The organism is Pseudomonadota bacterium, from assembly GCA_010028905.1.
In the GTDB taxonomy this organism is placed as follows: Bacteria; Vulcanimicrobiota; Xenobia; order RGZZ01; family RGZZ01; genus RGZZ01.
The window spans coordinates 1-11,638 of the sequence record RGZZ01000119.1 but is presented as its reverse complement, the minus strand read 5'-3'; the positions used below and the strand labels follow the sequence as shown (position 1 = coordinate 11,638).

The following is an 11,638-nucleotide window of genomic DNA, read 5'->3' as shown; positions in this document are numbered from 1 at the left end:
CATCGTGCGCCGTCGGGTCGACGACATCGGTCGCGCCCTTGAGCTGCCCGTCGAGGCCTCGGCGCTGTCTGAGATCCGTCGCGTGGTGACCATCTTCCGCGAGCTGCGCGAGGGTCGCAGCGCCGATGGCAAGACGAAGCTCAAGTCGCCCACCAGCACCCTGAGCACGGCCGAGGCCATCTCGGTCGTCACGAGCGGCCTCGCGCTGGCGACGCACTTCGGCGATGGCCGGATGACCGCAGACGAGGTGGCCAGCGGACTCGTGGGCGCGGTGGTCAAAGATCCGGTGGCCGACAGGGTGGTCTTCACCGAGTACCTCGAGGCCGTGGTGAAGGAGCGCGATGGGTGGGATGACCTGTACCGTGCCTGTCGCGAGGTGCTTTGACGCAGGTTCAGGTCTTTGGCGTCCGCCACCACGGGCCGGGGTCGGCGCGCAGCCTGCGCGCGGCGCTCGATGCCTTTGCCCCGGACTGCGTGCTGGTCGAAGGGCCGTCTGACGCCCAGGGGGCACTGGCCTACGTCACCGATTCGGAGATGGCGCCGCCGGTGGCGCTGCTCGCCTATGCGCACGACAGTCCGCGCCGCGCGGTCTACTACCCTTTCGCCGTGTTCTCGCCGGAGTGGCAGGCCCTCGACTGGGCGCTGCGACGGGGCGTGGCGGTGCGGTTCGCCGATCTGGGGGTGGGCGCGTCGATGGCGCTCGAAGACGCGTCGCCTGACGATGAGCTTGCCGAACCCGCATCGCCCCATGACCCTTTGGCGGCGCTTGCCCGCGCCGCGGGCTACGATGATGTCGAGCGCTGGTGGGAGCAGCTGGTGGAGGGGCGTCGCGGCGCTCATGACGGGGGCGATGCCGGGATCTTTGCGGCGGTTCTCGAGGCCATGCAAGCCGCCCGTGAGGCTGGCGACGGGCCCATGAGCCTGCGCGAGCGCGCCCGGGAGGCGTGCATGCGCACCGAGCTGCGGGCCGCGGTGAAGAAGGGGTACGAACGTGTCGCCTTCGTCTGTGGCGCGTGGCATGCGCCCGCCCTTGCCGTCGACATCGGGCCGGAAGGTCGCTGCGCGCGGGCCGCGCAGGCGGCCAAGGCCGACAAGGCGCTGCTGGCGACGCTTCCGCGCCCCATCAAGATCGAGTGCACGTGGATCCCCTGGACCGACGAGCGACTGGCCGCTGGCAGCGGGTATGCCGCGGGGGTCGACTCTCCCGGCTGGTATGGGCATCTCTGGGAGGCGACCGCCGAGGGGCCAGACACGCTGCGCGTGTCGGAGGGGTGGTTGGTGCGCGTGGCCCGCCTGCTGCGCGAGGAGGGGCTCGAGACGTCGTCGGCCCAGCTCATCGATGCCGTGCGTCTGGCCGATGCCCTCGCCGCCATGCGCGGTCGCGCGCTGCCGGGGCTCGACGAGATGAACGAGGCCGCGTGCGCCGTTCTCTGCATGGGTCAGGCGCTGCCCATGCAGCTCATCGAGCAGCGGCTCACTGTCGGAAACGGACTCGGATGCGTGCCTTCTGGGGTGCCGAAGACGCCGTTGCAGCGCGACTTCGAGGCTACGTTGAAAGGGCTGCGCCTGAAGCGCTCGGCTGAGCTCGAGCACAAGCGCCTCGATCTGCGCGAGGCAGCCTACGTGACGAAGGCGAACGGCTTGCGCACGAGCAGCCGTGACCTGCAGATCAGCGCCCTGCTCCATCGCCTCTTGCTGCTGGGTGTGCCGTGGGGGCGGCTACGTGATCGCAGTCTCGATGTGGCCGGCACGTGGGCAGAGGGCTGGAGCCTGCAGTGGCGCCCTGAGCTCGAGGTGTCGCTCATCGTGATGGGGCGCCATGGGGCCACCATCTTCGATGCGGCCTCGTCGGTGGTTCGCGAGCAGGCCGATGAGGCGCCCGACCTGCGCACCCTCGTGGCGCTGCTCAAGTCGTGCCGACCCGCCGACCTGCCTCGCGCAAGCGCGCACGTGGCCCGCCGTCTGCAAGACGAGGCCGCGACGGCCATCGATGTGGGCGCGCTCATGGACGCTTTGGTCGAGATGGTCCCCCTCGTCTACGGCGATGTGCGCAACACCGACGCAGGCGTGCTGCGCACCCAGATCGAGTCGATGCTGCTCCACGTGCTCGCGGTGCACGGGCTCCACGGCCTCGTGGCGGGGCGGGTCGCGCGCATCTTGCTCGAGGCCCAGGTCGAATCGGCCGCGGCGGTCGAGACGCGCATGGCCCTGGCGCTCTCGCCGGCGTCTGAGCCCGCGTCAGCGGCCGCCTGGGTCGAGGGGTTTCTCAGAGACAGCGGCGCCCTGCTCATCTACGATGATCGCCTGTGGCGGGTCATTGACGACTGGCTCGCGGGCCTGCAGGCCTCGTCGTTCATGTCGGTTCTGCCGCTGCTGCGGCGAACCTTCAGCACGTTCTCGACGGCCGAGCGCCGCGCCATGGGTGAGCTGGCGCGGCGCGGAGCGACCGCGAAATCGCAGCGTGCCGCTGATGCGCTCGATGGGGCTGCGGTGGCGCATGTTCTTCCCATTCTGGGGAAGGTGCTGGGGGTGGCTTCATGACCGATGAACGCCTCGAGCGTTGGCGCCTGGTGCTGGGAGGTGGTGAGGCCGACGGCACCGAGGCGAGCCTCTCCGGTGACGCCGCGCGCATCGACACGGTGCTCGACCAGCTCTACGAGGGTGCTGGTCTCCCTCGCCGTGGAGGCCTGGGAGGCAGCGCGCCTCGGGTGGCGCGCTGGCTGGGCGAGGTGCGACGGCTGTTCCCCTCGAGCGTGGTGACCATCATGCAGCGCGACGCCCTCGAGCGTCTCGATCTGAAGCAGATGCTGCTCGAGCCGGAGCTGAGCGATGTGGTGGCGGCCGACGTGCGCCTGGCCGCCGATCTCATCAGCCTGGCTTCAGCGCTGCCCGACGAGGCGCGTGAGCGCGCGCGCACCCTGGTGCGCCGCGTGGTCGACGACATCTTGCGACGGGTGAAGCTGCCCACCGCGCAGGCGGTGCGCGGCGCGTTGCGTCGCTCGATGCGAACGCAGCGCCCACGCCCGGGCGAGATCGACTGGAACGCCACCATCCGCGCCAACCTTCGCCACTATCTGCCTGAGCATCGCACCGTGGTGCCGCATCGCCGCATCGGCTACGGGCGTCAGCTCTCACGCCTGCGTGACGTGGTGCTCGCCATCGATCAGAGCGCGTCGATGGCGTCTTCGGTGGTCTACGCCGGCGTGTTCGGGGCGGTGCTGGCGTCCTTGCCATCGGTGAGCACCCGCGTGGTGGCGTTCAACACCGAGGTGGTCGATCTCACCGAGCACTGCGCCGATCCGGTCGATGTGCTGTTCGGCGTGCAGCTGGGCGGCGGTACCGACATCAACCGCGCCGTGGCGTACTGCGAGACCCTCGTGACGCGGCCGCGTCAGACCGTGATGGTGGTGGTCACCGACCTGGTGGAAGGCGGACGGCGCGATCAGATGCTGCGGCGCTTCGCCGCGCTGCACGAGGCGGGCGTCACCATCGTCGTGCTGCTCGCCCTCAGCGATGACGGCGCGCCTGCGTACGATCACCATACCGCGTCGACCCTGGCGTCGTTCGGCATCGCCTGCTTTGCGTGCACGCCGGATCACTTCCCCGATCTCATGGCAGCGGCCCTCGAGCGCCACGATCTGTTCGCGTGGGCGGCCGCCCGACAGATCGTGACCGCGCGCCCTCCGCAGCCGTTGGCCATAGACCCGTGGCAGAATGAAGACGTCGATGGGGGCTGACGTGCGCGACACCATCGCCGACCGCGCGCTGCTTCGACGGGCCATCGAGATCTCGCGGCCGGACAACGGCAGCTGGATGCTGCTCGAGCGTGCGGGCGACCAGGTGTGGGCCCGTTTTCATGGCACGGGGCTCTACCAGGTGCTGGTCGACCTCAGCGGCCCGCGCTACCGCTGCACCTGCCCCACGCCCACCCAGCCGTGCAAGCACGCCCTCGCCCTGCATCTCATCGCCATCGATCAGCCGGGCAGCCTGATCGAGGCGCCGCCCCCCGCGTGGGTTGGGGTCTTGCTGGCCATAGACGACGCCCCATCGCCCACGGTGAAGAGCGCGGCCTCACCATCGACGGCGCGCGTCGAGCGTCGCTTTGAAGAGATCGATCGCGGCGTGGCCGAGCTCGATCGCTGGCTCACCGATCAGGTGAGAACGGGCATCGCCGGCCTGCCTGGTCGCACCACAGACATCGAGGCCATGGCGCGGCGCCTGGTCGACGCCAAGGCGAAGGGGCTGGCCCGCGCGGTGAAGGGGCTGGTCGACGTGCCGGCGACCGCAGGGTGGCAGGAGCGCACGCTGGCGCGCATGGGTCGCCTGCACCTGCTGCTCGAGGCGTGGCGGCGCCGAGACGATCTCGACCCCGCGCTTGTATGCGACGTGGCCGCGCTTCTCGGGGTGTCGCAGCGCAAAGACGACGCCTTTGCGCAGCCCTCGGTCGAAGACGTGTGGGATGTGCTCGGCAGCCAGGAGACCTACAACGACGAGCAGCGCGTGGTCACCATGCGCACCTGGTTGCGAGGCCGCGCCACCGACCGCTACGCGCTCATCTTGCAGTCGGCGTATGCGCACGACGCTTCGGCTGCACAATCGGCGGGCTTCGACAAGACGTTGCAGACGGGCAACGCCTATGCGGCCGATCTCTGCTTCTACCCGAGCGCGTGGCCGCTGCGCGCCGAGGTGCGATCCCGGGGGCAGCGCCTCATGGAGGTGGCCCCCGCTTCGCTGCGATCGCTGCGAGCAGCACACGCGCGGTTTGTAGATGCCCTGGCGCATCAGCCATGGCTGTGGGGGGTCCCGGTCTACGTGGGCGGGGTGCGCGTGGAGCGCGGTGACGCGGGCTTCACCGTCACCGACCACGAGGGGGGCGAAGCGTCTCTCGAGATCGATGAATCGCAGGCATTCACCATTCTGGCCTGTTTCGGAGGGGGGCCGTGTGCGTTGATGGGCGAGTGGGATGGCGAGCGTCTGCACGCCGTACATGCGCACAGCGAGGGGCAGGCGTGAGCACCGTCGGTTGGGACGAGGTGCTCCGGGTGGCGCTGCTCGGAGCTGAGCGCGCGGCGCTGCCCACGGTTGACGCCACCTCTGATCCCCGTTCGCTCGAAACGCTGCTGGCCGCTGTCTCGGCCGATCGCACTCCGGAGAACGCCCTGCTCAGCGCGGCCGGGCTTCTCTGGCAGGCCCGTCGGGCCGGGCGCCCCGTGCCGCGACGTTCGACGACAGCTCAACCGCGCATCGCCCCCGCTGAATCACAGCCGATGCTCAGCCGGAAAGCGAGCACGATGGTGGCGCGGCTCGCGAGATACTCGCCGATGTTGTTTGCGTCTTGGCTCGAGGCTGTCGCGGCGCGCGGATGCGTGGCCCACTTCGGCGTGCTCACCCAGCTGCTCGATCTGGGCGCCAGGAACGACGCACTTTGCGCGGCCATCGTGCGCGTGCTGGGGCATCGGGGTCGCTGGCTCGCCCTGCAGAACCCCGAGTGGTCGTGGGCGGCACCGCCTCGAGACGAGGATGTCGATGCGGAGACGATCTGGCGCGTGGGACGGCGCGAGCAGCGCACAGCGGTTCTATCCCGGCTACGTGGTGTCGACCCGGGGCGCGCACGGGCATTGCTCGAGAGCACCTGGTCGAAAGAGGGGGCCGAGGCGCGCATTGCGTTTCTCGAAGAGATGGATATCAATCTCAACGACGATGACGAGCCCTTTCTCGAGCAGGCTCTCGACACCCGACATTCGAGTGAGCGTGAGGCGGTTGCCGAACTACTCGCTCGTCTTCCGCGCTCTCGTCTTGTGACTCGCATGGCACACCGCCTCGAGGCCCTTCTTGCTGTTGGGGTTGATTCGTCATCTCGTCTACCTGCGCACCTGAAGGCGAAAGAGGCACTTCTCGTGACGTTGCCGGCCACGTGTGACGAGGCCATGACACGAGACGGAATGGAGGTAGGGACGTCCAATGCGCAGACAGGCGTTGGCGAGCGCGCTGGTTTGCTGCTGCAGATGCTCTCGGTGGTGCCGCCGTCGCATCATGTGCGTCGCTTCGGCTGCTCGCCACGGGGTCTCGTCGATCTGGCGGCGGGCAGCGAGCACGCCCGCTTGCTGCTCAACGGCCTGCGCAGTGCGGCGGTGCTGCACGGCGACGCCGAGATGGCAGGGGCACTGGTCGACGCCGCCGTCGACGCCGGGTACTTGAGCGGTACGCTGACTGTATTCCCGCTTCTTGAGGAGTCTGTTCTCAGCCTCTTGCCGCCACAGCGGCGCGCTGCCCTGGCGAGAGAGGCTCTACGCCCACCGCTCCGCGATGGTCATCCTGCGCTTTCGTTGCTCAATGCATGCACGTTTCCCTGGGATGACGCATTGGCAAAAGACTTCGTGCGCGCGGTTCGCGCAAGCATGCGCGTGTCGGTGGGAGAGTCTGACCGGGTGCGATCGACACTCGAGAAGGCGGTTCGCTGGCTGCCCGCCTCGTGCATCGAATTCGCGCAGATGGGCTGGCCCCTCACCGATCGGGTTCCCGCCTACACCTGGACATACAGCTACAACAAGTTCCTTGATTCGCTACGGCTGCGCGAGGAGGCCTGGGCCGCCCTCGACGATGTGGTTCCCCCGGTGCCCCCGCCCAGCGCCTGAAACCACTTCGTCAGCGCGGCGTTCGACAGCGACGCGGGGAGCGACATCGCTATCATGCGGTAGATGAACCCCCGCGACACCTTCACCCGCCGCGCGGGGTCGAGCCAGGCGTCGGCGTCCTCGCAGGCGCGCAGGGTCTCGAGGCCGATGAGCACGGGCCAGAGCGCCGCCAGGCGCAGGCGCACACACGTTCGCGGTATGGCGAGCACGTAGCGCTGCGCTTCCACGAGATGGTTGCGGGCGCGGGCGGTCCAGCGCGCGATGATCGGGCGCGCCGCCTCGGTGTTTCGCAGATCGGTGAGGTCTGCCGGCGCAAGTCCGATGGCGGCCAGCTCGTCGGCCGGCAGGTAGCAGCGGCCGTTGGCCAGGTCGCGGGGCATGTCGCGCAGCACGTTCACCAGCTGCAGCCCCTGTCCGAAGCGCTGCCCCACGGCAGACATGCGCTCCACGTCCCACGCGCGCAGGGCAGGGGTGTGGGCCGCGGTGACGCGGGTCCAGAAATCGCCCACGCAGCCGGCCACCTCCCAGGTGTAGCGGTCAAGGGCCGCGGCGTCGGGCAGGCAACCGATCGTTCCACCGCCTTCCGGGGGGAAGGTGCTCAGATCGCGCTCCATGCCGGTGGTGAGGGTCGTCACCACCTGGCTCACGAGGGCGCGATCGGGTGCGGGAAGGCCTGCGTGCAGCGCGAACACGTCGGGCACCCGTCGCATGAGCACGCCCTCGCCGGCACTGTCTGCGCCCACGCCGTGCGCGAGGGCGTCAGAGAGCGCGGCAAGGCCCGCCGACGCAGGGCCGTGGTTCACCATATCGCGAAACGCGAGCAGCAGCCGCAGGCGCGCCTCGGGCGAGACGGCGGCCGTATCGGCGATGGTATCGGCGGCGCGGGCCAGCAGGTACGCGACGCTGACGGGCTCCCTCACCCCCGCGGGGAGAACGCGCATCGTGAGGTAGAAGGCGCGCGATACATCGCGCAAGACGTCGGTGAGCAGATCGGGGAGCTGTCTTGCGGCTCGGGCGCGAGCGCCGCTCAAAGGAGCTCCTTGCTCCCCAGCGATGCCAGCAGCGCGCGCACCTCGGCTCTCGGCTCTGCTCCTCGGCTCCATCGCGCGGCGAGCTGGGCGGCGGTCCATCCTTCGCTCATGAGATCGATGAGCGCCATCTCGTCGGGGGTGAGCTCTACCGGACTGCCCCACCAGGGGCTGGCAAACTCGGCGCATCCCTGCCCGGTGCGGGTCTCGCGCCAGACCCGTGCGATTGAGTCGCTGATCTGGGGAACCCATGTGTCCCAGTCGGGCTGCCAGGCCGGATCAAGGTAGGTCTCGAGCCCATCGAGCCAGCGCTCGAGGTGGGGCGCCATGTCGCAGGGGGGCATGGCCATCTTCTTCACCGCGCCCCATCCCGGGCGCCCCTCTGGGAGGCGGCGCACGTAGGCCATGCCGATGCCCATGCGCTCGATGTCGTGGCGCGCGTAGGCATCCATCCACTCGCCGCACTCGCGCACGTAGCGCCCCCAGTCCTCTCGCGCCTCGAGATGCAGGCGGATGAACTGCTCGAGCGAGCAGTCGGGCGATTCAGCGATGGCGACCCCCCACCCTGTCGAGGGGAGCCATTCCCGGAAGCGGTCGACGTACACCTTGCCCCGGATGATGGGATAGATGACGAACATCGACAGGGTGCCGCCCACGTTCAGGTGCGTGGGAAGCCCGTCTACCACCTTGCGTGTGATGACCTCGCCGGTCTCGCCGCCCCAGCGGTAGAGCTCCATGTCAGAGGTGGGGGCGGCGATCCATGGGGGGTTGGCGATGACGAGATCGAAGGTCTCGCCGGGCACGGCTTCGTACAGATCGCCTTGCAGGTAGCGGGTCTTCTCTCTCGCCCCGTTGAGTGCCGCGTTCACCTGTGAGAAGGCCAGGGCGCGGTCGCTGATGTCGACGCCCGTGGCGCGTTCGGCGTGACGCGAGGCCATGATGGCGTGGATGCCGGACCCCGTGCACAGGTCGAGCACCTGGCCCACCTTCTTGCGCGGTGTCATGCGCGCGATGGCGTAGCTGTCGGAGCCAAGCTCGTAGACGTGCTTCTTGAAGCGGACCACGCCGAAGGCGTGATCCGTGAAGACAACCGCGTCTTCGCACGGGTACAGGTCGACCATCGATGACACCTGATCGCCTTCGGCGCGCAGGATGCGTCGCGCCAGAAGGGTCTCGGTGCCATCGGCGCCGAGCACCGCATCGACCTCGGAGCGTTCGACGCGCTCGCCCAGCAGCCAGAGCATCACCATGCGGGCCAGGGGGGTTCCTCTCGTGCGGCAGCGCCACACGTAGCCAGGGTACTCGGCAAAGCTCACAAGCGAGGTTCCCAGCATCTCGGCGACTCCGTCCCAGGTGTAGCCGATGGCTTTCAGGCGCTCGCGCAGGAACCCGAGGTCGGCGGTGTCGCGGTCGGTGGGTTCGAGCTGGGGGATGCGATTCTTGATGATGTCGTCGATCTTCATGGCGTCGAAGTTCCATCGAAGGCAGCGTTCCTCCTCGTCTGGTCGACGTTGACGGGGGTGCGGCGGGCGCGTATGATAGGGGCCATGGATCCGAAGGATTACAACCCGGAGACGCGTCGCCACCCCATCCAGGCGGGTCGTGAGACCGTCCCCCCGACGTCGGCGACGGCGGTGGGAGGGTCTCGGTCGAAGGCTGCGCCTCCACGGCCGTGGCTGGTGCCCGTTGCGGCCCTGGTCATGCTCGCGCTGGTGGGCGGGGCCATGTTCGTTGTGTACAAGATGGGGCTCGCCCGCGGCACGCGCCTTGCGGGGGGCGACGCCTCACCCTCGCCTTCAGCGGCGGCCACCAAGGTGCTGCTTCTCGATCCGGTGTGTCGAAAAGCGGTCGACCCGGCCACGGCTCCCGCCGTGCTCGATTTCGGGGGCAAGAGCATCTACTTCGACAGCCTCGACTGCCTGAATGCGTTTCGCTCCGATCCGGTGAAATATGGAGCGGGGCGCATCCGCGTGCACATCGCGCCGAACGCAGAGGCTTCCACGGCGCCCGCGCCGACCACCGAGGCCGCACCCCCCTCTCTAGATTCCCCGATGACAGACCGTCCGGTCGATCGCGGTCAGAGCCTCGACGCTCCTTCTGACGGCCCTCCTGCCGAATCGCCCGCCGCGGTGCCAGAGCCCACGCAGCAGTCGGTGAACGACGCGCCACCGGTGACCGAGACCTATCCCACGCAACCGGCCAACGAGCTGCCTCCCTCGGCACCGAGGCCTTCAAAGGCGGGCGGCAGGTCAGGATCCTCGACTTCGGCGCCTCGTCAGGGTGGCGCTCCGCCACCGAAGGGCGCCGACGGGCCACCGCCAGCCGCCGAGCCGGATGAGAACGGCTTCAGCCTTCCTCCCGACCTGAAGGAAGGTCCGCCCTCGCGCAAGAGCGAGAAGAGCGAATGAGCTCTGGTGTGGTGATGCGCTCATCGCGTCGGTCACGGTTCCCCGATGTCGATTCACGACGGGCGGGTTTGTGATGGACGCGCTCGGTGGTGGTGTTCGCGGCCCTTCCTCCTCGCGTTCCTCGGCGGGCCTCAATCCGTCTACAGACCCCGTTCGCGTCCCGCGAGGATCGGGAGAGAGCGCGGACGTCGCGCCCTTCTCGACCCTGCACGATGAAGCGGTGCTCAAGCAGAGCGCGGAGCAGGGGCTTTCGGCCGAGGTGCTCGCCGAGATGCACCAGAAGGTCGACCTGCCCGACGAACCCGAGAGCGCGGATACAACCGGCGAGAGCGAAGCCCCTCCCGATCGCGCCACGCCATCAGACAGGGCCGCCCTGAGCGTGTTCATGCAGGCGCAGCTGGCGCGCAAGACGCGAGAGCTCGTGGGGCGCACGGCGCGCGAGCGGCGGGGAGAACGACCGGATGTCACCGACGCGCAGGCAGAGACCTCCCCGGAGGCCGGTGGATCGGCCGCCGATGCGCGCAGGTTCGCCGACGGCATCGTGCCCAGCATGATGGAGGGCCTGCTCAACGCGGCGCATCGCAAGGAGAAGCGCGACAGAAAAGACGCCGCCAAGCTGCTCCTCATCGTGCTCAAGGCGCACGGGGCCTATGTCTATGAGCACTGCACCCGTCTGGTCGATCTGGCCCACGCCCTGGCCCGGGAGATGGGCGAGCGCTCGGAGACCCTCGATCGCGAGGTGGAAGACGGCCTCGTCTATCGCGACATCGGCGAGGTGGCTTTCTTCCTCACCCGCCGCTCGGCGCGTCAGCGCGACGCCCTGGCCGCGTATCTCGGCGGCGACGTGCTTGCACAAGACGCGGTACTCCACGATCTGGGAAAGATCCAGGTGCCGGAAGAGATCCTCTACAAGCCCGGCCCGCTCGACAAAGCCGAGCGTGCCGTCATGGAGCGTCATCCGGTGTGGGGGGCTGAGATTCTCGAGACCGTTCCGCCACTGCACCACGCCATTCCCGTGACCCGCCACCATCATGAGCGCTATGACGGCGAGGGATACCCCGATCGGCTCGCAGGCGAGCACATCCCCCTGGCGGCCCGAATCGTCTGCGTGGTCGACGCCTTCGACGCCATGGTGAGCGATCGCCCGTATCGCCAAGGGCTGCCCGTCGAGGAGGCCTGTCGCATCATCCGAGAGGGGGCGGGAACGCAGTTCGACCCCCGTGCTTCGGAGGCGTTCCTGCGCATCGTGCATCGGGTCTGGGCCCCCGACCGTCAGTACTGACGTCGCCGTCCGCGTGCGGCCTTGAGCGCGCAGGAGTTGGCGCCGGCTCCCGTCGAAGCGGCGTGCTCACGTCCACACCACCCAGAGGAGGCCTCCGCCCATGTCTACCAACCCGCTTCTCCTGCTCCAGAACGAGGGAGTGAGCGTCTGGCTCGACTATCTCAGTCGCGATCTCATGAACGAAGGGGGCCTGCAGAAGCTCATCGACGAGGACGGGCTGCGTGGAGAGACATCGAACCCGGCCATCTTCCAGAAGGCCATCTCCCACGGCGAGTCGTACAGCGA

At 68.8% G+C, this 11,638-nt stretch carries 10 protein-coding genes; 8 read left to right on the top strand and 2 right to left on the bottom strand.

Going from position 1 to position 11,638, the window contains the following annotated elements:
• The 5 genes from EB084_10430 to EB084_10410 all read left to right on the top strand — a co-directional run.
• Positions 1-385: ATPase (locus EB084_10430; GenBank protein ID NDD28668.1), on the top strand; the 385-nt coding region annotated here is incomplete at its 5' end.
• Complete coding sequence (locus EB084_10425; GenBank protein ID NDD28667.1) at positions 382-2,541, top strand: hypothetical protein; 2,160 nt, start codon at positions 382-384, stop codon at positions 2,539-2,541. The genes EB084_10430 and EB084_10425, both read left to right, overlap by 4 nt.
• Complete coding sequence (locus EB084_10420) at positions 2,538-3,737, top strand: VWA domain-containing protein (GenBank protein NDD28666.1); 1,200 nt, start codon at positions 2,538-2,540, stop codon at positions 3,735-3,737. The genes EB084_10425 and EB084_10420 overlap by 4 nt, the downstream gene beginning before the upstream one ends.
• Positions 3,727-5,013 (top strand): hypothetical protein, encoded by a 1,287-nt coding sequence (locus EB084_10415; GenBank protein ID NDD28665.1) that lies wholly within the window; start codon positions 3,727-3,729, stop codon positions 5,011-5,013. Before EB084_10420 ends, EB084_10415 begins: the two co-directional genes overlap by 11 nt.
• On the top strand, positions 5,010-6,635 hold the full coding sequence (locus EB084_10410) for a hypothetical protein (protein NDD28664.1): 1,626 nt from the start codon (positions 5,010-5,012) through the stop codon (positions 6,633-6,635). The genes EB084_10415 and EB084_10410 overlap by 4 nt, the downstream gene beginning before the upstream one ends.
• On the opposite strand, the gene EB084_10405 is transcribed toward EB084_10410, so the two are convergent.
• Together EB084_10405 and EB084_10400 are read right to left on the bottom strand one after the other, a co-directional pair.
• Entirely contained in the window at positions 6,542-7,738 is a 1,197-nt protein-coding gene (locus EB084_10405) for a farnesyl-diphosphate farnesyltransferase (GenBank protein ID NDD28663.1), read from the bottom strand. The two genes, EB084_10410 and EB084_10405, sit on opposite strands and share 94 nt — an antisense overlap.
• Entirely contained in the window at positions 7,663-9,126 is a 1,464-nt protein-coding gene (locus EB084_10400) for a class I SAM-dependent methyltransferase (GenBank protein ID NDD28662.1), read from the bottom strand. The genes EB084_10405 and EB084_10400 overlap by 76 nt, the downstream gene beginning before the upstream one ends.
• Positions 9,127-9,198: 72 nt before the next feature.
• On the opposite strand from EB084_10400, the gene EB084_10395 reads away from it, so the two are divergent.
• The 3 genes from EB084_10395 to EB084_10385 all read left to right on the top strand — a co-directional run.
• Positions 9,199-10,071, top strand: coding sequence for a YHS domain-containing protein (locus tag EB084_10395; protein NDD28661.1), 873 nt, complete (start codon positions 9,199-9,201; stop codon positions 10,069-10,071).
• A gap of 73 nt (positions 10,072-10,144) precedes the next feature.
• On the top strand, positions 10,145-11,353 hold the full coding sequence (locus EB084_10390; protein ID NDD28660.1) for an HD domain-containing protein: 1,209 nt from the start codon (positions 10,145-10,147) through the stop codon (positions 11,351-11,353).
• A gap of 100 nt (positions 11,354-11,453) precedes the next feature.
• Positions 11,454-11,638: transaldolase (locus tag EB084_10385; protein NDD28659.1), on the top strand; the 185-nt coding region annotated here is incomplete at its 3' end.

What these genes read in the sequence shown, in the direction of transcription:
- EB084_10420 (NDD28666.1), top strand. Translation starts at nt 2,538, where the DNA reads ATGACCGATGAACGCCTCGAGCGTTGGCGCCTGGTGCTGGGAGGTGGT.
- EB084_10415 (NDD28665.1), top strand. Translation starts at nt 3,727, where the DNA reads ATGGGGGCTGACGTGCGCGACACCATCGCCGACCGCGCGCTGCTTCGA.
- EB084_10405 (NDD28663.1), bottom strand. Translation starts at nt 7,738, where the DNA reads ATGGAGCCGAGGAGCAGAGCCGAGAGCCGAGGTGCGCGCGCTGCTGGC.
- EB084_10400 (NDD28662.1), bottom strand. Translation starts at nt 9,126, where the DNA reads ATGAAGATCGACGACATCATCAAGAATCGCATCCCCCAGCTCGAACCC.
- EB084_10395 (NDD28661.1), top strand. Translation starts at nt 9,199, where the DNA reads ATGATAGGGGCCATGGATCCGAAGGATTACAACCCGGAGACGCGTCGC.
- EB084_10390 (NDD28660.1), top strand. Translation starts at nt 10,145, where the DNA reads ATGGACGCGCTCGGTGGTGGTGTTCGCGGCCCTTCCTCCTCGCGTTCC.